General features: G+C 43.2%; 24 protein-coding genes. 2 read left to right on the forward strand and 22 right to left on the reverse strand.

Annotated elements, in window-relative coordinates; all coding sequences use genetic code 11:
* Positions 1-259: 259 nt before the first annotated feature.
* The 8 genes from fucO to HMPREF1521_RS07120 form a co-directional block, all read right to left on the reverse strand.
* Complete coding sequence (gene fucO / locus HMPREF1521_RS07085) at positions 260-1411, reverse strand: lactaldehyde reductase (RefSeq protein WP_038117506.1); 1152 nt, start codon at positions 1409-1411, stop codon at positions 260-262.
* A gap of 123 nt (positions 1412-1534) precedes the next feature.
* On the reverse strand, positions 1535-2686 hold the full coding sequence (locus tag HMPREF1521_RS07090) for a glycoside hydrolase family 3 N-terminal domain-containing protein (protein WP_038117507.1): 1152 nt from the start codon (positions 2684-2686) through the stop codon (positions 1535-1537).
* A gap of 239 nt (positions 2687-2925) precedes the next feature.
* The gene (locus tag HMPREF1521_RS07095) at positions 2926-3159 is read right to left on the reverse strand and encodes a (2Fe-2S)-binding protein (RefSeq protein WP_038117509.1); all 234 of its coding nucleotides are present in this window, start codon (positions 3157-3159) and stop codon (positions 2926-2928) included.
* Positions 3160-3357: 198 nt separating this feature from the next.
* A complete protein-coding gene (locus HMPREF1521_RS07100; RefSeq protein ID WP_038117511.1) occupies positions 3358-3990 on the reverse strand; it encodes a site-2 protease family protein in 633 nt (210 codons plus the stop codon).
* A gap of 10 nt (positions 3991-4000) precedes the next feature.
* Positions 4001-4771: a carboxymuconolactone decarboxylase family protein gene (locus tag HMPREF1521_RS07105; RefSeq protein ID WP_038117513.1), complete on the reverse strand. Its 771-nt coding sequence runs from the start codon at positions 4769-4771 to the stop codon at positions 4001-4003.
* Positions 4772-4985: 214 nt separating this feature from the next.
* Complete coding sequence (locus HMPREF1521_RS07110) at positions 4986-5384, reverse strand: hypothetical protein (protein WP_038117515.1); 399 nt, start codon at positions 5382-5384, stop codon at positions 4986-4988.
* Positions 5385-5494: 110 nt separating this feature from the next.
* Positions 5495-6013: a MarR family winged helix-turn-helix transcriptional regulator gene (locus HMPREF1521_RS07115; protein ID WP_038117517.1), complete on the reverse strand. Its 519-nt coding sequence runs from the start codon at positions 6011-6013 to the stop codon at positions 5495-5497.
* Positions 6014-6178: 165 nt separating this feature from the next.
* Positions 6179-8098: a cation-translocating P-type ATPase gene (locus HMPREF1521_RS07120; RefSeq protein ID WP_038117519.1), complete on the reverse strand. Its 1920-nt coding sequence runs from the start codon at positions 8096-8098 to the stop codon at positions 6179-6181.
* A 463-nt stretch (positions 8099-8561) separates the two neighbouring features.
* On the opposite strand from HMPREF1521_RS07120, the gene glpT reads away from it, so the two are divergent.
* Positions 8562-9884 carry a glycerol-3-phosphate transporter gene (glpT, locus tag HMPREF1521_RS07125; protein WP_038117521.1) on the forward strand — a complete coding sequence of 441 codons (1323 nt, stop codon included), beginning with the start codon at positions 8562-8564 and terminating at the stop codon, positions 9882-9884.
* Positions 9885-10115: 231 nt separating this feature from the next.
* Here glpT and HMPREF1521_RS07130 read toward each other — a convergent pair whose 3' ends face one another.
* From HMPREF1521_RS07130 to HMPREF1521_RS07180, 11 genes are all read right to left on the reverse strand, one after another.
* Positions 10116-10889, reverse strand: a complete 774-nt coding sequence (locus tag HMPREF1521_RS07130) for a membrane protein (RefSeq protein ID WP_038117522.1) — start codon at positions 10887-10889, stop codon at positions 10116-10118.
* Between the two features lie 684 nt (positions 10890-11573).
* On the reverse strand, positions 11574-11927 hold the full coding sequence (locus HMPREF1521_RS07135; RefSeq protein ID WP_038117523.1) for a Spx/MgsR family RNA polymerase-binding regulatory protein: 354 nt from the start codon (positions 11925-11927) through the stop codon (positions 11574-11576).
* Positions 11928-11977: 50 nt separating this feature from the next.
* Complete coding sequence (locus HMPREF1521_RS07140) at positions 11978-12292, reverse strand: HigA family addiction module antitoxin (RefSeq protein WP_038117525.1); 315 nt, start codon at positions 12290-12292, stop codon at positions 11978-11980.
* Between the two features lie 11 nt (positions 12293-12303).
* A complete protein-coding gene (locus tag HMPREF1521_RS07145; RefSeq protein ID WP_038117527.1) occupies positions 12304-12588 on the reverse strand; it encodes a type II toxin-antitoxin system RelE/ParE family toxin in 285 nt (94 codons plus the stop codon).
* Positions 12589-13099: 511 nt separating this feature from the next.
* The gene (locus tag HMPREF1521_RS07150; RefSeq protein ID WP_038117529.1) at positions 13100-13816 is read right to left on the reverse strand and encodes a DUF554 domain-containing protein; all 717 of its coding nucleotides are present in this window, start codon (positions 13814-13816) and stop codon (positions 13100-13102) included.
* Positions 13817-13930: 114 nt separating this feature from the next.
* Positions 13931-14533 (reverse strand): DNA-3-methyladenine glycosylase I, encoded by a 603-nt coding sequence (locus HMPREF1521_RS07155; RefSeq protein ID WP_038117531.1) that lies wholly within the window; start codon positions 14531-14533, stop codon positions 13931-13933.
* A gap of 122 nt (positions 14534-14655) precedes the next feature.
* Positions 14656-15093 carry a hypothetical protein gene (locus HMPREF1521_RS07160; protein WP_038117532.1) on the reverse strand — a complete coding sequence of 146 codons (438 nt, stop codon included), beginning with the start codon at positions 15091-15093 and terminating at the stop codon, positions 14656-14658.
* A 198-nt stretch (positions 15094-15291) separates the two neighbouring features.
* Positions 15292-15825, reverse strand: a complete 534-nt coding sequence (locus HMPREF1521_RS07165; RefSeq protein ID WP_038117533.1) for a flavin reductase — start codon at positions 15823-15825, stop codon at positions 15292-15294.
* 68 nt (positions 15826-15893) lie between these two features.
* Positions 15894-16280 carry a DUF805 domain-containing protein gene (locus HMPREF1521_RS07170; RefSeq protein ID WP_051435773.1) on the reverse strand — a complete coding sequence of 129 codons (387 nt, stop codon included), beginning with the start codon at positions 16278-16280 and terminating at the stop codon, positions 15894-15896.
* A gap of 180 nt (positions 16281-16460) precedes the next feature.
* Complete coding sequence (locus HMPREF1521_RS07175; protein ID WP_038117538.1) at positions 16461-16835, reverse strand: hypothetical protein; 375 nt, start codon at positions 16833-16835, stop codon at positions 16461-16463.
* Positions 16836-17083: 248 nt separating this feature from the next.
* A complete protein-coding gene (locus HMPREF1521_RS07180; protein ID WP_038117540.1) occupies positions 17084-18181 on the reverse strand; it encodes a metalloregulator ArsR/SmtB family transcription factor in 1098 nt (365 codons plus the stop codon).
* A gap of 103 nt (positions 18182-18284) precedes the next feature.
* On the opposite strand from HMPREF1521_RS07180, the gene HMPREF1521_RS07185 reads away from it, so the two are divergent.
* Complete coding sequence (locus HMPREF1521_RS07185) at positions 18285-19637, forward strand: MFS transporter (protein ID WP_038117543.1); 1353 nt, start codon at positions 18285-18287, stop codon at positions 19635-19637.
* A 514-nt stretch (positions 19638-20151) separates the two neighbouring features.
* Here the strand turns inward: HMPREF1521_RS07185 and HMPREF1521_RS07190 are convergent.
* From HMPREF1521_RS07190 to HMPREF1521_RS07200, 3 genes are all read right to left on the reverse strand, one after another.
* Positions 20152-20523: a hypothetical protein gene (locus tag HMPREF1521_RS07190; RefSeq protein WP_038117545.1), complete on the reverse strand. Its 372-nt coding sequence runs from the start codon at positions 20521-20523 to the stop codon at positions 20152-20154.
* A gap of 151 nt (positions 20524-20674) precedes the next feature.
* A complete protein-coding gene (gene gyrA / locus HMPREF1521_RS07195; protein ID WP_038117547.1) occupies positions 20675-23146 on the reverse strand; it encodes a DNA gyrase subunit A in 2472 nt (823 codons plus the stop codon).
* A 106-nt stretch (positions 23147-23252) separates the two neighbouring features.
* Positions 23253-24068 carry a hypothetical protein gene (locus HMPREF1521_RS07200; protein ID WP_038117549.1) on the reverse strand — a complete coding sequence of 272 codons (816 nt, stop codon included), beginning with the start codon at positions 24066-24068 and terminating at the stop codon, positions 23253-23255.
* Positions 24069-24120: the final 52 nt, after the last annotated feature.

Genomic DNA, 24120 nt, shown 5'->3' on the forward strand with positions numbered 1-24120 from the left:
TTTAAGGTTGTCTGCCACAATGGCGCCTATAGGAACAAATCGGAATTTTTATAGTTAACATCTATACATTTCAAACAGTTCCATGTGAAAGCACTTTCACTCGAACTCCGACTTATAAAACATATATAATCACATAGAAAAAGGCTATACATAATCGCTCGGAACAGCCCTTTATTACAAAGTCCTGTTCATATAAATACGATTATGTATAGCCTTCTTTTTCTTAACCTGCAGATTTCATTAAAACCTTGAGATCTTATTAGAAAATGGATTGATAAATGCCCACAATATCTTCCAATGTCACATCCCTAGGATTTCCCGGCGTACACGCATCATATAAGGCCGATTCGGCAAGGAACGGAATATCTTCACGTTTCACCCCCGCTTCACCGAGTGATTTAGGAATACCTACATCATCGGCTAATTGTTGAATAGCATCGATAGCGGCCTGGCGATACGTGCTTTCATCCATATCATCCACATCGGCAACGCCCATAACACGGGCAATCTCGCGATATTTATGTCCCGTTTCGGGAGCATTGAATGTAAGGACCGCCGTTAACAGCATTGCACAAGCCTTGCCATGCGGAATATCATATAATGCGCTTAACGGATGCGCCATGGAGTGAACGATACCGAGCCCTACATTAGAAAAGCCCATACCCGCAATATATTGCCCCACAGACATGGCTTCCCGACCTGCGTAATCACCGGCCACTGCGCTGCGCAACGATCGGCTGATAATTTCAATCGCTTTTAAATGGAGCATATCCGTCAATTCCCAAGCACCGCGCGTAATATATCCTTCGATGGCATGCACAAGCGCATCCATCCCTGTCGCGGCGCATAGACCGGTCGGCATCGATGCGGACATATCGGGATCCACGATGGCCACAATAGGAATATCATGCGGATCGACGCAGACGAACTTGCGATTCTTTTCAACATCTGTAATGACATAGTTAATAGTCACCTCAGCCGCCGTGCCGGACGTAGTCGTGACGGCGATAATCGGCAAGCACGGATTCTTAGTGGGTGCCAGCCCTTCAAGACTACGCACATCAGCAAACTCCGGATTTGTCATAATCGTAGCGATAGCCTTGCTCGTGTCGATCGGGCTGCCTCCGCCGACAGCGACGATAACATCTGCACCGGCCGTTTTGCAGGCTTCGACACCGGCTGTCACATTTTCTATGGTCGGATTCGGTTTGATACCGTCATAAACAGCGTACTCAATACCTGCGGCATCAAGTAAATCCGTTACCTTCGTCGCCACCTTGAACTCAAATAAATCAGGTGTGGATGTAACAAGAGCCTTCTTAAAATGACGATTCCTAATTTCATTGACGATTTCCTGTATCGCGCCCTGACCGAAATAAGACGTACCGTTTAATATCATTCTCTGAGCCATATACATCACTCCTAACATATATAAAAACATAACCGACAGAGATTACTATACTTAGTAATTCTCCATCGGTTATGTAAACTCCTGTATATAATTATCATCACGTACTATAGATATGACACGAACTCATGCATCCCGACTCATTTTCATGAGCAGAATCCGTTTCACCGACGCATTGAGGCGTTCCTGCGAGATACGGCCGTCTTTGACGGCTTTCATCAGCCCATTATAGGCCTCCTGCATATGTTCGTATTCATGGCAGACCAGGAGTAAATCGCTGCCCGCCAAGATCGACTGTACCGCCATTTCCGAAAATGCATAATGTTTCGCCAATGCGCCCATATCCATATCGTCCGTAACGACGACGCCGTTATAACCAATGTCCTTGCGCAGCCAATTCGTAATAATCGTCTTCGATAAACTGGACGGATGATCGGGATCAATCTGCGGATACACTGCATGAGAAACCATAATCATGTATGTATTTGGTTTTGAATCTTTAATCAGCGATGCGAATACTCTTGTATCCTCTTGTGAAAGCACCTCTTTCGACACAGGCACTACACTGGTGTCCGCATGTAAATCCACATCCGTTTTGCCGATACCCGGAAAATGCTTATATGAATACCACAGCCCCGCCTCGTCATAAGCCTTTCCGATGGCGCCGGCATAGCGAATGACCTCGTCAGGATTCGTACTGAAAGAACGTCCATAGGTTAATCCCAAATCGGCATCCGGCGCAAAATTGATATTAAACCCTAAAGACTTAAGCTCTTCCCCTGACTGTTTCGCCAACGCCACCGTTTCAGAGATATCGCGCTGCCCCAGCTGTTCAGCAGGCGGTACCTTTACAAGCTTGTCCTCCATGCGCGCTACGGCGCCGCCCTCCTGGTCAATCCCGATAAACAGCGGTGTCAAACCACCATCCTTGGCGGTCTTCTTTATATCCGTAATAAGCGTTCGCACCTGCTCCTTGGACTCCATATTGCGGTCAAACAAAATAATACCGCCCACGCGATATTCGTTAATCATGAATTTCGCATCATCATTCAAGGTCGTGCCGTGAACGCCGATCATCAACAGCTGTCCCACCTTGTCCGCATCACTCATGGACGCCACCAGCTTGTCCACCTTTTCTTCCGGTGAAAGCTCGCTTTGAGCCACAGACTCATACGTCACGGATTCCGAAGTGTGACTAAACGGATTCAAACCGCAACCGCCTAATACAAGCGATATACAGACGGATAAACCAATCAATAAAGAACGAAATAAACTCATAAAGCCCCCCTTTTCTCAATATACTTATTGTCCTTTGAAACAGAAACCCTGTCAACTCCCTAAGGGACAAAGTTAGTAGCAAAAAAAATTGCTTGCTGAAAACGACTGCGCGCGAAGCAATACTCCTCCCCTAGGAAAAATGTTAATATGTAAAAATGGACTGTTCTAGGAAAACGACTTGGCGCTGCGAAGCAGGTGGCCTCCGGAGTCTTTCCTAAAACAGTCCATTTGCAAACCTATTAAATTTTTCCGCTTTCCCGCATTTCCGCCAGCAGTTTCACGATTCGCGGTCCGCACCCCTTGCCGCCGCATGCGCCGGTTCCTGCGCGCGTTACTTCTTTCACTTCCGGAAATGTATGAGCACCATTCAAAATGGCTTCTTTAATCGTTTTACGCGTAATACTACGACATGTGCACACCTTCGTGAGCTTGTCCAGAATTGCTTCCGGCACCGTATTTTCTTCAAAATTCATATGATTCCTCGTCTATTCACTTGAATACTTTCATTAACTATATCGAAATTTTACGATTTCTACAATCAGTATATCACAACTTTCAAACTATATCGATAGTTTTTAATATATCTAATGAAAAATACCTCTTGTGAAAGCTGATGTAACTGAGTTTTTCTGCTTTCACAAGAGGTATTTACAGATCAATAGCATATAAAGTTATAAAATAAAACCCACTATACGCACAAAGAGTTGAAAAATGGTTTGTTGTAAAGGGATAAAAATCGCCCTTGCAATAGGACTGTTCAAGAATAACACCAACAGAACCAGCCACACCATATTAAATTGGTAAATATTGAACTTCCATTCCCACGGCAATAAATTCGTGATGATATGACTGCCGTCGAGCGGCGGAATAGGCATCATGTTGAGTATAGCAAAGTTAATATTATACAGAACAATGAGCATTAATACGAGTTCTAACGACTGATTCTCAAGTAAACCATATTTATCGAGAATCCCCATAACAAGATAACCTATGAACGCCATGATAAGATTTGCCACCGGCCCTGCAATGGACACAAGGGTATCATCGGTACGCGGATCATTAAAGTTCATCGGATTAATCTGGACCGGCTTTGCCCAACCGAACCCGGCGATAAGTAATGCCAATGATCCTATCAAATCAAGATGGACTATAGGGTTTAGCGTCAATCGCCCCATGGCGCGTGGCGTAGGGTCCCCCAACATATCAGCTACCTTGGCGTGTGCATACTCATGCCCCGCAGCAGCAATAATCAGCGCCGGTATGGCCGCAAGAATCATTTCCAGACTAAAACCAGATAATAACATAAAATCTCCTTTATTGTTTCGCCTCCCATGCGGTAGCGCTTTCCTGGATGCAGCGCAACGCATTGAGCGTGCGAGGATAACCGATATACGGCACGCACTGGGATGCGATATTAATCAAATACTGTTTACTGTTGCCTACATTCAAATTACCTTGTATGTGGGCTTTGAGCTGCACTTCGCAGCCTCCCTGCGCGGAGAGGAAACAGAACGTAATCATCTCGCGATGGGCTACACTGAGGCCTTTACGAGTGTAATAATCGCCGAACATATTCGCCAACCACTTGTTGATATGTCGAATTTCTTCAGGGCCTTCCTGGTGGAGATTACGCACGCTTTCACCGAAAATTTCCACCTGTTTTTCAATGCCCTTTGCAAGACGAGAACCACGGGTAACGGTACTGCGTTCAGGATTCCGAATCGTTTCACCGCGGTAATCAAAAATCTTATTCGTCACCTTGAAAAACGGACGTACGCGACCGATACCGAGGTACGGCACCGCCTGATAAATGAGCTCCACCACTTCGTCCGGAATGAGTCCGAAGTTAAGTGCCGCAGGCAACATCAACGCATATTCATCTACGGCCTGGGCCCCTACCAATGTAGCGAGAATCGCCAAAAAGCGGTCCTTCGACGGTACATTGCGGTCCTCTTCGGTGATAACCTCATCGAAGGCAAAATTATCAAATAATACTTCAAATTCCGGATCAATATAACCGGCCGGGGCCGCAATATCAGGAAACATGCGCTCTGTATAGGCTTGAGCGAATTCAGATTTAGACATAGAATAACCTCCATTCACAATGGATACATATCACCACCGTAACGATAACCAATACAGTTCAATACCGAAAGAAAAGACGTTAATATTTCATATATTTTATCATTAAAATATACACATGAAAAGTAATAAAAGGTCTATAAATAAAAATGGTGAAAGCCCGATTAGGACTTTCACCAGCAATAGTTATGTAATTATTACGGCAAAATGCCCTTAATTATAAAGCAGGGAATTCAAAATTAGTGCCGTAAACTTGTTTCCAGGTAGCCAAGAACATATTGTATTCATTTGTACCCGGATTGATTTGGTAAACCTGTCCGTCCGGAGCATAGCGATATACGGTACGAAGGCTTGGATGAACGATGTATTTGAACAACGATGCTTCACCATATTGGTTATTATGCATATTTACAACATTAATACCGAATACATAGTTACGGCTGCCGTCGATACCTTTAAACTGCGATGCTTTATCAAAGTAATATGTTTCCGTACCATTAGCACTATTCGGAACTTCAGGATAATTATCCAACCCGTTCCAGTTTGCCGCATTTGCTACACCGCCGACCAATAATGTACCGGCTAAAACGAATGCACCTAATAAGTTTTTATTCATAATGCTCTCCTTCTGCCCACAGGCATATCAACTAATCGGCCTGTTTTCATAAGGCCTTAGCGCTGTACGCTATATACAGTATACCATATTTATGAAAGAAGAAATGAAATTCAGCCCTTCAAGCGATTGCCGGTTCCTTCATTCGCTTTATCGATGGCATCTAATAAACGATTTAATAAACCGCGTAATTGACGAGCTTCCTCTACATCAAAAATATGACCTGAAGCCTCCGCCAATCTCTGAGGTACATGGATGGCACTTTCACGTAATTTTTTACCGGAATCGGTAAGAATTACCATAACAACGCGTTCGTCCTGGCGGCTGCGCTTACGTTTCAAGAAATTCTTAGCTTCCAATTTTTTTAATAACGGTGTCAGTGTACCGGAATCAAGGCGTAATACTTTACCTAATTCCTTAACGGATAACTCCCCATACTGCCATAAAGCCATCATTACGATGTACTGAGTATATGTCAAATTCAACGGATCCAAATGTAAGCGATATGCGTTAACAATTTCCTTCGCCACTACATAAAGAGGGAAACTGATCTGATTTTCTAGTCGTAAGAAGTCATCCGCAGGGATATCTTCAACGTGTTCGTATCCTTCAAGTGTTCCAATTTCTGCCATCTTCTACCTCCATGTGCACACAATCTCTACAAACTAATTGTACACAATATGACGGCAAGCAGTCAACTTGAAAAGCAGTAATTTGAGCACTTTTTTTAGATTTGTCAATTAATTTATATATTTTTTCTGATTAATTAATAATCCACATGTCGATAAAGCTAGTACTTAATTAGATTCCAACACCTTATTACGCGCAGCTTTCACAAAGACGGAATCGTCGTCCGGAACGCTCGATTTATAAGCCCAGCTAAGCAATAGCGCAGAATTCGCCACTACGAGCAAACTGCCGCCGTTATGAATGAGCGCGCCCCACACGGGAGACAATGTGCCCATCATCGCCAGGATAATCGCTACAAAGTTCAGAATCAAGGAGAAGGACAGATTGATTTTAATTGTAGACATCATGCGTTTAGATAATGCCACGAGATGAGGCAATTCCCTGATGTTATCGTTAACAAGAACGATGTCCGCCGCCTCAACAGCGATATCACTGCCGATGCCGCCCATGGCGATGCCTACATCGGATTTTTTAAGGGCCGGCGCATCATTGACACCGTCCCCCACCATGGCCACGATGTTCCCCTCCCGTTGTAATTGAGCCACCGTATCCATTTTATCCTCCGGCAAGCAGTCGGCGATTACACGGGATACATTGAGTCGTTTAGCGATCGTTTTTGCCGTCGCCACATGATCACCGGTCAACAGAACCGGCATCACATCGAGTTCATGCAGGGACTCAACCACGGAGCGGCTTTCACGGCGGACGCGATCAGCTAACGCCACATAACCTGCCAAAGCACCGTCGATAGCTACATACACGATGGATGCGCCGTGATGTAAATACTCACGAACGGCATTTTTCACGGAATCCGCAATCGAAATATCGGCCAATGTCATCATCGCCTCGTTTCCGGCTAAAACGGATTGAGCTTGTACACTGGCTTCTAAACCTTTGCCTGGAATCACGCGGAAAGAATCTACCGCATCAAAGCGTTCACCATAGCGGGACGTGAAGCCGGACACGATGGCCTCGGATTTCCGCTCGACAGACGCCACCAGGCGGTACAGTTCGGTATCAGATATATCGCTGACGGTTTCAACGGCAATGACCTCCGGCGTACCGTTCGTCAAAGTCCCCGTCTTATCAAAGGTCATCGTATTTACCTTCGCCAGCTGCTCCATAATGCTGCCGCGACGCACGAGAAAACCGCGTTGACTGGCATTCGAAATGGCCGCCATAATCGCCGCCGGTGTCGCCAACACGAGGGCACAAGGGCAGAACACGACGAGAATCGTTACGGCGCGGATGATTTCGCCGGTCACAGCATACGTGCCGGCCGCCGCCAAGAGAGCAATCACCACAATCCATGTCGCCCAGCGGTCCGCAATGCTCACGATTTTCGCATTTCCCGGATCCGTAGACTTCACGAGCTTAATCATCCGTTGAATCGAACTGTCCTCGCCCTCTTTCGTAGCCGTCATATCAAAGGCGCCGAACTGATTCACCGTACCGGAGAAGACTTCGTCACCAACGGTCTTGTCCACCGGCATGGATTCGCCGGTCATAACGGATTGGTCGATAGCCGTATCACCGGTCACAATGGTGCCGTCTACAGGAATGACCTCGCCGGGCAACACGCGCACCACATCGCCTACGCTCACGATATCCGCAGGCATCACCTCTTCCTTACCGTTGCGGACAATACGCGCCGTCGTCGGCGTCAATTTTACGAGCCGTTCAATGCCCGCCTGCGCCTTGGAGACGGTAAACTCTTCTAGCATCGCCCCCAATTGCATGATGAAAGCGATCTCTGCCGCCGCAAATACTTCTCCGACCGCTACAGCCGCGATGAGCGCCAAGGATACGAGTAAATCCGCTTTCACATCGAAATCCTCATACATAGCCACCGCAGCGCCCCATACGATAGGTGCCCCGCAAAGGACGATGGTAAACCATGCCCAGTCGAACGGCACGCCCAACCGGATGCCCAATAAACTAAATACAACGCCGATTCCGCCGGCCACTAATGTGATCTTTTCGCGATTCAAATCGAACCACTCCGCTAATTTGCTCCACCGATTCATAATTACCTCCTGTGAAAGCTGACTATCATTGATATGTACACATTTACCGTGGTATACGTACATGCGTCCATGTATATAACCCTGTTTGTAAACAGATTCACTGATCCGTAAATCTATTTACATATGTCTCTATATACCCCCATGGGTATATCTTATGATTATGTTATACCCCTATGGGTATATTTGTGTCAATAACAAAATATGTACAGATATTCATATATGTTCACAAGACCATATAATTACTGCTTTGTTACAATGCATGCCATTTTTATAACTGTGTATTACACAAATGCATGAACGGTTATTCATATAACAAACATATGAATATCGCTGTATCTATGCAAAAATACCAACTGATACAACCTTTAATAACTATTTATCATAATTAAAAATTAAATATAGTCGACGTAATACCCTACATGGTATTATTACAAAAGACATGTTGTAGAAAGGATGTGTGACGATGTCGATTTTTTCTCCCGCTCCTCATATCGAACGTTTACCTGAGGCGCAAATTGATTCCACCTACAAACGACTTCGCAAAGAGGTCTTTGCCGGTACATTTATCGGGTATGCTACATTCTACCTGATTCGACAAAACTTCAGCCTTGCTGTGCCGTACATGATTGCCGAGTACGGTTACGCCAAAGCGGATCTCGGTGTTGTTATGACCGTCTTATCCGTAGCTTACGGTGTCAGTAAGTTTGTCATGGGTAATGCGTCTGACCGCTCTAACCCGAAGTATTTTTCAACGGTAGGTCTATTGCTGAGTGCATTAGTAATGCTATTGTTCGGTACCTTGCCGGGCGTTATGAGCAGCATTCCTATCATGTGTGTTCTCGCTTTCCTAAATGGCTGGTTCCAAGGCATGGGGTATCCTCCATATGCGAAAAATATGGTTACCTGGTTCTCCCGCTCCGAACGCGGCGTGTGGTGGTCCTGGTGGAACGTATCGCACAATCTCGGGGGCGGTATCATTGCACCTCTTGCCACATTAGGTATCTATCTGTTCGGCACATGGCATAGTATTTTCTTCTTCCCTGCTATTATTGCTATCATACTTGCGATTCTCACCTTTGTTTTGCTGAAAGATACCCCTCAATCCTGCGGTCTGCCGCCTATTGAGGAATACAAACACGAACCGGTTACCCACACTCATAAAGAGGACCATACGAAAAACACGTTTAAGGAAATTTTCTTTAAATATATTCTGCACAACAAATACTTATGGTACCTTGCTATTGCGAATATTTTCGTATACTTCATCCGCTACGGTGTAGTCAGCTGGGCTCCTACCTATTTAACTGCCGTGAAAGGCTTTACAAAGGAAGGTTCCCGTTGGGCCTACTTCCTCTATGAATGGGCCGGTATTCCGGGCATGCTCGTCAGCGGTTACCTGAGCGACCGTGTATTCCGCGGCCGTCGCGCTCCGGCTACGATCTGCTTTATGATTCTTGTTATCGTTGCCATTCTCGTATACTGGTTCAATCCGGCCGGTAATATCTTCATCGATAACTTGGCGCTCATCGCGATCGGCTTCCTTATCTACGGTCCGGTTATGATGATCGGCCTCCAGGCAGCCGACATGGTGCCACGCGAAGCAACGGGCGGCGCTACAGGCCTTACCGGCTTGCTTGGTTACCTCATCGGTTCCGCCGGTGCAGGCGCCTTCATGGGCCTCATGGTTGACCTCTATGGTTGGGACGGTGGATTTGTAGCACTCGTAAGTGCATGTATCCTCTCCATCGTATTCTTGCTTCTTACCCTTGGTGATAAAAGACAATAGTATAGATTACGGATCATAGACCATATACCATACCAATTACACTAACGATACTTTCACACAAAAAGGACTCCAAGACAGCTTTATCGAGCTGTTTTAGAGTCCTTTTTATTAGTAATTCCGAGCTTATTAGATAAAAATTTATAAAACAAAACGTATGGCAAATTTACGCCGTTGCAAATTTATGTCGTTATAAATTTATGGTGTTACAACTTATGACGATAGTCAATCTATTTATGCCACACATAAATATCCATCCAGTACTTTCAGATTATACACGAGACCAAGTCGTGCGAGCCCATGTAAAACGACAGCCAACACAGGTCCGATGAGGCCGAATACGCCGGCTCCGATGATTGCTATGTGGAATACTACGGATAGGATGAGCATACATAAATGGATTTGTTTGGCCCCCTTTGAAAGCGGCGCCGTCGGAGAGCTTTCATCAACAAGGGAGCCCATCATAAGAGACACGAGGATCAGTTCCAACGAACACGGGCAGAGTACCAGTAGCAACGTAACGGTATACATAAAATCGCGTGTTAATGCAAAAGCGCCCATGGAAAGCAGCATTACCGCCACAACGATGACTGACGAATATCGGTTAAGCCCTTGTCTAATCGCCACCAGCGGTGCCGGCATAACGGGCAGCATATCATCATCGAGCGTATAGTGGGCCTCACCCGTAATTAGTTGTTCCAGGAAGAAACCGGCCTGCACGACAAGGCCCACATAAGCGGCCGTGTGATAATCACCGATAGCAATGAGCGCCAACATGGCTACGACGATAAGGAAATTCGCATGAATTTCCAAATTATCCCATATGCTTTGCACGCTATTGATCAACAGCGGTAAACCGCAAATAAGAACGGTCACCCATGCCAGATCAATAATCGGACTCATGCGCTCCGTAATTATATCCAACATTATGAATACTGCACCAAGGGCCAATATGCTCCCCTGTGTGCGTAATGACCAGTGCGCTGATAACGCTTTTAGTATTTTCATAAAGACCTCTCTATGAATAGATACCGGCCACACTTAAGCCGGAAACTCACATATACTTTGAAATAGATGCTTCTAACAATTTGTTTTTAAATAGTGGTTTTAAACTGACTAATCATTTACCTTTGAAGTAGTTAATCATTTACCTTCTAAGTATTTAGCCATTTACCTTCTAAATAATTAGCGATTTACCCTCGAAATAATCAGCTATTCGCCAACGTACCCATAGGGGTATATCTACTGTGAATATTATACAAAACATCTCCATGAATGACAATACCTATCAAAATATAACCCCTAAAGTAACCTTGGCGCACGAAGTGTAGGGTCTTCAAATCCTCCCTTACGAGGCTTAGTTAAAGATCTAATTTTAACTCATCAAATGGAACGCCCCTATCTCTAAAAACGACTTGGCGGCGCAGCAGTGGCCTTGGAGTTCCCCTGCGAGGTCTAGTTAAAGATCTAATTAATCAGTAGCAGCTTAAATGCAGGAATGGACATAGCTCCTAAAGCGACTTTGGCGCACGAAGTGGGTGGCCTTCGGAATCCTCCCTTACGAGGCTTAGTTAAAGATCTAATTTTAACTCATCAAATAGAACGCCCCTATCTCTAAAAACGACTTGGCGGCGCAGCAGTGGCCTTGGAGGCTTTTAGAGATAGGGGCGTTCCTTCATATTTGATATAAAATTAGAGCTTTAACGCCTCTACCCATTCGGCCTCTTTAAACCCGACGAGTACGCGGTCGTCCAGCACCAAAATAGGACGTTTCACCAACATCCCGTTCGATGCCAACAAAGCAAGTTTTTCCTCTTCACTGAGATTTGGCAACTTATCCTTCAATTGCTGCTCACGATATATCATACCGGACGTGTTGAAGAATGCTTTCAAATCCTTTCCGGATTGAGGATACCATGCCGCAATTTCCTCAGCTGTCGGATTTTCCGATTTGATATCACGATCGGTATATTTAATATTGTGATCGTCTAAAAATTTCTTTGCTTTTTTACAAGTTGTACATTTCGGATATTCTACGAATAACATATGGTCTCCTTTCCTATACTCCTTCTTTTACCATAAGTGTAACAAACATATCAATTATCAACGGATTGATTAGCAACACATGTAATTTCTTTTAAATCTGCCTGAAGATTAACCATATCTTTCGCCTCAAGTAAGTCTAAATCCATTTGCATGCGAAGAAAAAAACCATTGGACATGCCAAAATATTTACATAATCTTAAATCTGTATCTGCTGTAATTTTACGCTTATTCTGCAAAATTTCTTGAATGCGAGACACAGGGACTTTAATATCCTTTGCCACACGATATGTACTAAGTCCTAATGGTCGCATAAACTCCTCCAATAAAACTTCACTCATCTTTGGCACGGGAATCAGTTCACTCATTCTAATCCTCCCTAATGATAATCTACAATTTCTACATCATGTAAGTTGCAATCCTCATCTATACGAAAGCAAATACGATACTGCTTGTTGATTCTAATACTACACTGACCCTCTCTATCACCATGTAAAGCCTCAAATCGATTGCCTGGCGGAACCATAAAATCTTCTAAACATCGACAGGCATGAAGAAACCGTAATTTTAACAAAGCCTTCCGCTGAATATGAATCGGCAGATGCCGAGAATAACTACGGTAAAAAATTTTCTCTGTTTCCTTATCCTTAAATCCGATAATCATAAACCGACTCTCCTTTATTATACCTGTAATACAGGTATAATTCAATATACTCTACCCGAATTGCAGGTATAAGAATGCTAATCTATGAATTATTTCTGTGAAAGTATGTCTAAAACCTGCTGATGTCACCAATGGTCACATCGTTCGCGGCCGAAAGATTCTCAAGGACACGACTGCCAATACTACAAAAGAGAAAACTACCGACAGCACATAGAAACATAAATTGACACCTCATTCTGAAGATAGCACGCTTACAACTAAAAATAATACATACAATATTTCTTTTGATAGTAATCTGCAGCATAAAAACTGAGTCAACAGAATGCTGAACTCAATCATAGTTGTATTAAATAGTAATCTACAGTATAAAAAATGAGTCCGCAGAATAGCGAACTCAGTCATGTATTGTATTAAATTATATATCCGGATGCCTGATAGATGATTCATCGGAAGAACCGAAAAATTATATAACAAAAATCCTGAAATAATGTATAGAGCCACCGCATAAGAATCAAAGGAAAAACGTCAGCCCCATAGCTACAAATATGGCCGGCAACAAATTGGCGATGCGTATTTTACCGGGCCAGATTAAATCGATGCCGACGCAGAAAATCAAAATCGATCCCACATAGGACAGATTATCGATAGCGCTTTGTGTCATGAGAGGCGCCGCAACGTGTGCCATAGCGGTAATGATCCATTGGGTCACGCCAACGGGAAAAAAGGAAAATAATGCGCCTTTACCCATAGATGACGCCATGACCATAACGATAATACCGTCGAGGATGCCTTTCAGCAGCAACGTCTGATAATTACCGGTAAGGCCGTCCTGAATAGAGCCGAGCACGCCCATGGCCCCCACGGTAAATGTAAGGGACGCCGTGATAAAAGCATGTGTAAATTGCGGATCTCCGGAATTGCCCGTACGGGCTTTCACCCAGTCACCGAGCATCGTAATGAGCCTGTTAAAATCTATAATTTCGCCGATAACGGCGCCCACCACCATGCTGATAATCATCAACAGCGGACCGGACGTCTGAATCGTACCGTTCACGATGACCAGCATAAACTGCATGGCCCCGCTCATACCGAGAAGCAGAACGATGATACCGCTCACCATCATGAGGGTCTGCTTCAAATTGTCCTTCATGGAACGCCGAAACGCGAGCCCGATGAGGCTCCCCGCAATAATAAGAGCCACGTTAATAACCGTCCCCAAACCAAACATACTGATTCCCTTTCCTGTGAAAGCCGCCCCTCTTAGTCGGACGGACTTTACTTATATGCATTTTCGCATTTAAAAATCAACTTATAGCCCGTAAACATTCACGCATAGAAGCCTCTACTCATCATCTGCCGGCAAATGCACTACGTCCGCATTCGCATTGATTTCGTGAAAGCACGGACAGTCTTTAGCATGGTCATTGATGAGGCCGGCCGCCTGCATATGAGAATAAATCGTTACAGGTCCGACAAACTTGAATCCCCGTTTCTTCAAGTCCTGACTGATCCGCGTGGACAAACCGTTCTTCGGCGGCACCTTTCCCTCCGGATGGCCGTCATAAATAATGGTCTTATGCCCTGTGAAAGCCCAGATATAATCGCAAAAAGAACCGAACTCTCGCTGAATCCCCTGAAAAGCACGCGCATTATTGATGATGGCCTCTATTTTACGGCGTGCCTTAATCATGCCTTCCACCTTAAGGATACGCTGCACATCATCCTCGGTGTAGCGAGCCACCTTATCGATATCAAAATGATCAAAGCAGGACCGTATAATCTCCCGTTTGTTTAAAATCGTAAGCCAGCTGAGCCCGCACTGCAGATTTTCAAGGCAAAGATGCTCAAACTGATGTTGATCATCATGAACAGGCCGTCCCCACTCATAATCGTGATATGCATGATACAACGGCGTCGTAGGCCATTCACAGATAAACTTTTCCATAGAAAACTCCCGGGAAAATACAAAACAGTCTCTAACCGAACACCATTTCAAATTACGAATAGATTGAAATACCTGACAGCTACTTTCACAATAAGAATTATCCTAAACGAATTGCACTATACCTACGCTAAGCCCTGTGCCCACAGCAATATATCATACATGAGGGCCATAACAAGCGCCATGATGAGATTGCCGCCGACATAAAACGGCACCAGATAATAGACGAACAGCAGCATTACGTGCAATGTTTTGCGAATCCACGAAACCGACGTGCTCTTATGAACCTTATTATCGATTAAATCATATACGCGGCAGGCGGACTCTATTAGCCGCTGCATCCAGGCCGGGATGCTTTTACCATCATTCAGCGCAGGGCAGTAAAGGAGCACAAGCGGCAGCACAATGGCATCCAGCGCCAACAACACGGCCAATGTGAGCGCAAAGAGATCAACATCGCCCTCCCACGTCAGAGGTCGAGCGATAAAATGAAGCCCCCACAAATAGGCTTTGTACACTATATACGGTTCTAACAGCCACAACAAAGGCTTCAATACACTCATGAGACTACCTACGCCAAACAGAATAATAAACGCATATGCACACGCTTCGGAGTGAACCGGCGATGACATACGCGCAACAGTTTATAATATAAAACTAATTATAACAGATTTGAGGCAAATTGTGAGGTATAGATTCATAAAAATCACATAAAATGTTGCTTTCAACATCATATTGAAAGCAACATTCTTACAAGGAGTCTATTCGACCACATCAATAATCTCGCCGATGTACATATAATGCGGTTCCCAACGATTGTGGCCCGCTTGCGTATACACAGGTGAATTAGCTGCATAAAACGCCTTCACATGATCTGCCAAATGAGCCTCATCAAATTGATGTTCATACAGTTTTCTGCATACGAATGTCAATTCCGCCTCCGCAAAGGTCACGTCATCCCCTATCTTCACAGGCGTCAAATCGGAATTAGCCACCTTATCCTCATTACGCCCCGAATGAGACCCCAAGTAACCAAGCGCCTGACGATAGCTGTCCGGAAAAAAGCTGACCGTAAATGTATCGTATTTAGCCATAAATTCCTGCGTATACCGTGCCGGATGAATATATACCGTCACCGTCGACATATCATCGTCATTAGGTCCCCAAATGTTGCCGAGACTGCCCCAGCTGACGGTACATGTATTAAAATCATCTAGCGTGCCGGCCGTTACAAGTGCCCAACGGTCTGCGAACATGGTAAAAGCTTTGTAATTACGAGATTCAAACGGTTTCATAGAGATACCCCCGTCATAACACTGACAATTTATTATCGAGCTATAATAGATTTGTTTTCAAAAATATACTAAAAAACTATCTTATTCTCCGGTTTATCTCCGTATTTATTTGTATTCTTATTCCCCGGGATAACCACTAACAGCAATTTAACAAACAGTAACACCAAACCTATATCCGGCGACCAAATGGCAACGATACTGGATAAGATATAAACAAATGCAAGAAATGTCGGTCCATTCACATCATGAATGCGTCGCGAGGCCACCGCTAATTCTCGAAGGATAGCAATAAACACAATCGGTCCGCCGATACAAATACCGACTGTGGAGAATTTAGTCAAGCCCAAAATATATCCACCCACAAAACCGATAACAAAGACGATTAATAAATTAACTAAAAAAGATCGACGATTCATCCGTCCGGATAAAGATAACAGTGCTTTCAATTGTTCCATATGTATCATCCTCTTTCTCATATCTATTCATGCAGACAATCATGACCATTTGTGAAAGAAAACGCACGCTCTCACTACAAGAACGTGCGTTGTTGAAATCATTTATTTTCGCGCAGGAAATAAGCTTTCACCTGATTCAATCAGTATATGAGCCTATCAGAATTCAGCGAGAGCCGATTATTATTTACCGCCCCAGATAAGTCGGTATACAGCATAAGCCGGTGTACCAGGAGTTACCTTATGAGCCTGTTTGTTGGTTTTTTCCTCTTTCACCACATATCCCTGAGGATTGTACAAAGTGACTTTAAGATCCTTTACTTCGCGTTTTTTATTATTGAATTCTTCAGTCACGATATAGTGATAACCTTCAGCATCCATCGCCTTGATATCCAATGTAGCTTTCTTATCATCCTTCTTAACGGAATCGTTATCGATAGACCATGTAATACCGTTATTATCAGTACCTACAGTATACCAGTTAGCCGCATCAACACTACCGATACCGCCGATTAATAAAGCCCCTGCTGCCAATACAGCTGCCAATGTTTTTTTCATATCAATACCTCTCATAAAAAATAAAATATAAAGATAGTATATAAGGAAAAAATAAATATTATATGAAAATTATCTCTATCAACCGGCATCAAAGTATTTCCGAAATATACAATCACTCCAGAATTAAATCGATAGAAATCTACTTATAAAAATCTTCCATCAATCTATTCAAATCAGTTTTTAACACTATTTGTCTCTGTGAAGTTAATTGACATATTAATGATATCAACATAGTAATTCATCTTCTCTCAATTTCGAAAGAAACGATAAAAATTCGGCATAAGTTGAGTAACTAACTCTGTCGGTTCATATAGAACAAACTTCTTCACTTTTCTTGCTTTCAGTAACTTTGCATCTTTTAAAATTTGTAAGTGTCTCGATACACTTGAATCAGTCATTAATAAAATTTGTGCTAAAGACTGCGTCGTACATGGTTTCTCCAAAACATAGTTCATAATTTGCAGCCGCACTGAATCGCTCAAGGCTTTAAAAATAGTAACTAATCCCTCCGGTGTGGAGTTATAGTAACTTGGTTGCTCCATAATATCATAAGTAATAGCAATTCCTTGATTAAAAGATTCAACAAACAGATGCGGCCAAATAAAATAGCTTGGTAACAGCATAATAGAGTCACTGTCCTTTAAATGAATCTCTTGGTCAAAAGGTTTAATAATGGATAAGGCATCTTTTTTCCAATGAATTCGATCAATTTGTAAATGATTAAACATCTCTATAAAACCTTTTTCCCTCAAAAATGAAGATTGCTTTTGTATTTCAATTAAAAGCTTTTGCTCAATTGATTTTTCTTTCCAAGTATCATCAAAAATTGATTTTCTATACCAATCAATAAAAGAAAAAAGCCTCCGGTAAACACTTGTAGCATTTCGCTTCAAATCTTTAAGCAATTGATCATTTTCATTTAAAGAAAAATCTTTCCACTCTAGTCCTTTTGCTAATGTTGGAATAAAGGCATTTTCTCTATCATCTATTATTCTCTCCAAATACTCAATTAATCGAATAGTCGGATAATTAACAAGAAATTCCTTTAAATTTTGTATTTCCTCTTCAATCGTTGTCATATGATAACGAAAATTACAAAGCAAAATAGGAGAGACCCCCAGTTCATAAAAAAGTTGGAAATAATGAAGATTCTCATAAAATTCTTCAGTAAGTTTATCTTGTATCTCAATCACCCAATCAATATTAGTTCCATGATGGCGCGGATTTAAAAGCACATGTAAACTTCTAAAAAGTTCATTTAAAGGGGAATACACAAATTGTATTCTTTGTATTAACGTTTCATTTGTTTCCAAAGCATAATCGCTAAACCGAATTGTAATAGCCATAAACATCCTCCTATACGATTCGATATTTTTTGAATCGTTTGATTATAGACTTTAGACTTATTATATTATACTTAAATAGTTTTAAAGAAAAGGAGAAATCTTTATGAATAAACAATTGCAAGATTTACTCATAACAATTGTTGCAGGTATGGGAATGTTATTATCCACTCTCGATACAGGAATTATCAATATAGCATTACCCTTTTTAAAAGAACAATTTCAAACTTCAACTGATATTGCAGCCTTCACAATAACCGGTTATACTTTAGCTTTAGCTATCTCTATCCTACCTTTAGGCGTATTAAGCGATAAATTTGGAAAATTAAAAATTTCGTATTTAGGATTCGTGCTTTTTGGTCTAAGTTCTCTATTTTGTGGCTTAATTAACAATATCAGTTTATTAATTATTGGACGAATTTTTCAAGGCATAGGAGCGGCTGCTTTACAAGCTACTTCTGCCGCACTAATTACAACTTTAGTTTCTGAAAAACGTAAAAATAGCTCTATTGGTATCCTCGGAATTATGATTGGTCTAGGCCCAATCCTAGGGCCCTCTTTAGGCGGGATCATACTTTCTTTAAGTTTCTGGCAACTTATTTTTTTGATAAATATTCCTTTTGTAATTCTCGGAATTGCATGTAATAATTTTCTTCTCAATAAACTCTCCGAAAAAAACAACAAACGGCAATTAGATATTCTTGGAATTACCATAAACGCTCTAATGTTAGTTTCACTCTTATTAGGATTATCTTTATTAAACAAATTACATCTATTTATAGTTGGTATAATCCTGATACTATCCAGCTTGTTGCTCGGAATTATATTTTACTATGTGGAACTTAATAACAAACATGCACTTATCGATATCAAAGGATTAAAAAATAATCCTCAAGTAATCTCTTACCTTCTTCAAACAGTTACCTTCGGCTTTGCCTCCGCAATGATATTTTTACTTCCCCCCTTCATTTTTGAACAATCATATCATCTAGAAGTTGGGCAAACTGGATTTCTTGTTTTAGGAGCTCCTACAGGGCTGGTGCTTTTTTCAAGAATATCCAGTAAAATCAATAACGGAGATAAAAATAAACTATTCAGCCATATTGGTCTAAGTATTATTATCATATCCTTGATTTTTCTTTTACTAATCAATCCTAACTGGCCTTATCAACTCTTAACATTAGGATTATTCATTTACGGTATTGGTGGTGGATACTTTCAACCGGCTAATATTGCCAGTATCATGCAAGCCAGTCCTATGGAAATCCAAGGAAGTACAGGAGCTTTGCAACGAATGCTGCAAAATATTGCGATTTCAATCGGTTCAGCTATTGGTGCAACTTGCTTAAATATTTGGTCAAATGATTTATTATTAGCAACTCGAATTGGTTGGGGAATTACACTAATTCTAGTTATCATAAGCTTAAAAGAAGTAATTAAATTTTTCCATCATAAATAATTAATTTATTCTAATCTAGAGGCTGTAATTAAAACTTAGTTCTAATTACAGCCTCTTTGTCATATTCATTCAACAACAAATCCTTCCTAAAAACGAAGGCGCACTCTCCTAGGAACGTTATGCCCTTGCCCTCTGAGGGAAAATTTAATCCAACACGCTTGAATATAGATATTCGCTCTGAATGCATAATGCCTGACAAGAAAAAGACACGAACCTCCTCTGAAAGCCGAACTTTATCCTCACTGTGGATTTTCCTTCACTGCTTCGCAGTTTGGTAAATCTTACGTTCGGAACTAAATGATGCTTGGCATCTATACGTCCCTATGGTCCTCTATCTGCTCAAGCCCTACTTAGCCGCACATGGCGGGTGACCTTGGAGGCTATTTCTATTATTGCAAGGCCCTCTGAAAATAAGCTAATACACAAAAGAATCCCCCTCCTAAAAACGACTTAGCGCACGTAGTGGGTGGCTTGCTGGAGTTTTTAGGAGGGGGATTCTTTGCTCACTAATAGATTATTTTCCCCAGAGGGCCTGCATAACTTCCGCCCCCATGGTATCCCCTTCAATTTTCATCGGTTTTTGTGCTTTTTTATTGGTCAATAGCGCAATCCCCGCATTGCTGTACACGGTTGATTCAAGTTCCGTCCACATTTTTGCATTGCGATCGATACGCACCGTATAAATGTAGGTAAAGCCTTCCACGTTATTGACCTTTACCAATACGGTCGCCATATCATCCGTTTTATACACGGACGCATTATCGATAAACCAGGTCGCATCATCAGCATCCGCATCAATATAATACCAGTCTGCCGCATTCGCCTGTCCGAAACCGCCAGCAAACATTACCCCTGCCATAACAATGGCAACTAACCATTTTTTCATATGTTACCCCTTAATGTACCCTTTACGACCAGAGGCGACCATCAACGATGGTCGCCCGCCAGTTTCTTACATGAATATACATACAGTATATGACGAATGTACATATACTTTCACAGAATACAATAGATGTACGAAACATCCCGATATTCTATTATAATTCTTCTTCGTTTTCGATTTCCCCTGCCGGAATAACAGCAATGCTCGCAACCTTATCGCCTTCGTCAAGGTTCTGCGTTTTCACGCCGGAAATAGCTTTGCCTTTCTTCACGGCAATATCGTTCATGTTGAAGCGGATAATCTTGCCCTGCTCGGAAATGAGCATCACTTCGTCATCATTATGAACGACCTCTACGGCCACTACGTCGCCGGTCTTGTTCGTGATTTTGAAGTTCTTAGAGCCCTTACCGCCGCGTTTCTGCAATGTGTACGCATCCGCGTCATTACGCTTGCCGAAGCCCTCTTCGGAGATGGTGAAAATCTGCACATCCCGTTCCTCCGTATCAAGAACGCCGGCACCGACAACTACATCGCCCGTATTGAGCTTAATACCGCGCACACCGTGAGCCGCCCGTTTCATGAGGCGCGCATCATTTTCGTTAAAGCGGATAGCGATACCGAGTTTCGTACCGATCAGAATATCTTGATTACCGGTCGTTACATTGACGGAAATCAAGCGATCTCCTTCGTCGAGATTAATCGCATTGAGACCCGAACGACGAATGTTACGGTATTCTTCGATAGCTGTACGTTTCACAACGCCGAGCTCCGTCACCATGAATAAGTTTACATCTTCCTGTATACGTTCAAGGTCGATCATGGTCGTAACCGATTCACCCACAGCGAGCGGCAATACATTGACCATCGCGGTTCCGCGGGAATTGCGGGAACCCGCTTCCGGCACTTCGTACGCCTTGAGGCGATATGTACGACCCGTAGATGTGAAGAATAACAAGGTATTATGCGTCCGCACATGCATAATCTGCGTTACATAATCATCTTCCTTCGTCTTCATGCCGATAACGCCGGCACCGCCTTTATGCTGGTTGCGATATACGTTCGCATTCATGCGCTTGATATACCCCTGTTTCGTCAAGGTAATAACCATTTCTTCGTCAGCGATGAGGTCCTCTACATCAAGGTCGGACGTATCGATCGTGATTTCAGAACGACGAGGATCGCCGTATTTCTTCTTCATATCGTCCAGTTCGTCCTTAACGATTTGACGTTGACGCGCTTCGCTGGCAAGAATGGCTTTCAAATCTTCGATCAATGCCAACAATTCCTTGTATTCGTCTTCGATTTTCTCGCGTTCCAAACCTGTTAAACGGCGTAAACGCATATCGAGGATGGCTACCGCCTGTTTTTCTGAAAGCCCGAATTTCTCCATCAATGCGTTACGTGCGATGTCGTCCGTTTGGGAACTGCGAATTGTCGCAATCACTTCATCGATGTGATCCAGTGCAATCAATAAGCCTTCCAAGATGTGAGCACGCGCTTCCGCTTTATTGAGTTCAAAGCGCGTACGGCGTACGATTACATCGAGGCGATGATCTAAGTAGTAGCCCAAGACTTCTTTCAAATTCAATACGCGAGGATGACCGTCCACGAGGGCGAGCATAATCACGCCGAATGTTTCCTGAAGTTGGGTATGTTTATACAATTTATTAAGCACGATATCCGGTTGCACATCGGCACGCAATTCGATAACGATACGCAAGCCTTGGCGGTCGGATTCGTCGCGCAATGCGGTGATACCGTCCACAACCTTGTCACGGCTGAGGTTCGCGATGCTTTCAATCACGCGAGCCTTGTTAACCTGATACGGAATTTCGGTAACCACAATTTTATGCTTACCCTTGGACATCTCTTCGATAGATGCACGAGCACGCATTTTCACGCTGCCGCGACCTGTGGCATACGCTTTTTTGATGCCTTCCCGGCCCAAAATGAGCGCCCCTGTCGGGAAGTCAGGCCCTTTGATGGCTTTCATCAATTCATCCACAGTCACATCCGGATTGTCGATGAGCATCGCAAGACCGTTGCACACCTCGTTAAGGTTATGCGGCGGAATATTTGTTGCCATCCCTACGGCGATACCGCTGGAACCGTTGATGAGAAGATTCGGAATCTTCGCCGGCAAAACAGTCGGTTCCTGCAAGCTTTCATCATAGTTCGGCATGAAATCAACGGTTTCCTTGTCGATATCGGCAAGCATTTCCGTCGTGATCCTCGCCATACGAACCTCGGTATAACGCATCGCAGCGGCACTATCACCGTCGATGGAACCGAAGTTACCGTGCCCATCCACCAATAGGTAGCGGGTGTTGAAATCCTGCGCCAAACGAACCGTCGCATCGTAAACGGAGCTATCACCATGTGGATGATACTTACCGAGTACGTCACCGACGATACGGGCGGATTTCTTGTACGGCTTGTTCGGCGTCATGCCTGTTTCGTGCATAGCGTACAAAATTCGACGATGCACCGGCTTCAAACCGTCGCGCACATCCGGAAGCGCACGCATAACGATTACGGACATAGCGTAATCGATGTACGCGTTCTTCATTTCTTTATCAATCTGAACGGGATGAATATTCCCGTGGGACCACTGTTGGTCTGCCACAATCTCACCTCATTTTACTAACACTGATACTGATTCATCATATAATTATAGCATTTTTCCTGATTTATCGCTATTGTTCTTATGAATTCCGTGAAAGTTTAGTTACCTAATTCACTCTATTCTTCGCATCGCTTATTCTACGATTAAAATATTCCCCTAATCCGCTCTCCAGCTTAGAGGTATCAAAAGAAGAACTACCGTAAACATTGAGCAACGTAGCACGCCAATCGTCTTTTCCCTTGAACCAGATACCCTCAATATAAACGGCTTTGGTCTTATCCTGTTCACCAATCGGCAGATAGTAAAAAGAAACCTTCCGCCCGAATAAAGGACGCAACAGCGCCTCATCATCATTCGGCTTATAGACTGCATAGATTTTCTTCAACATAGCGACCATGTCGGCACCTTTCACCGTGTGGTCTACAAAGATAAATTCACCTTCATCAAAGAGCGGTACTTCACTCATGCCGGTCTGTCGTTTTAATTTGGAACGTGTCAGCATCGCCTGCTCATCGACCGTAGCCGTTCGCATTCCATAATTTCGAGCTAATTCACTGATCTTACCGTTTAAATGAGTTAAATACGCCTCTGCATACGCAAAATCCGCATTCGTATTCCTCTGACCACCGGGGACCGGCAATGTCGGATATTTTACATCAGAGCGCACCGAAAAAGAGAACCCATTGTGTTCATCATAAAACACATACACATTCCGCTGAAAGGGCTTCTCTTTTTCCACCACAGACGACTGCAATACCAACTGAGGATTACAAACCTTAAATTCCTTCTCAATGCCGGCCTTTACATCATCCGGCGACGCAGGATCACCATTGGACGTCGTCCAGATGAAGTCGCAACCACTCAATAAAAAACTTGAAATACAAACTGCAACTAACAGCACATACCTAACACAAAACCGCATACATACACCTCCCTACACAACCAACTCTCCACTACTCTATTTCAAATGAAAT

Source organism: Veillonella sp. AS16, assembly GCF_000517785.1.
GTDB classification, from domain to species: Bacteria; Bacillota; Negativicutes; order Veillonellales; family Veillonellaceae; genus Veillonella; species Veillonella denticariosi.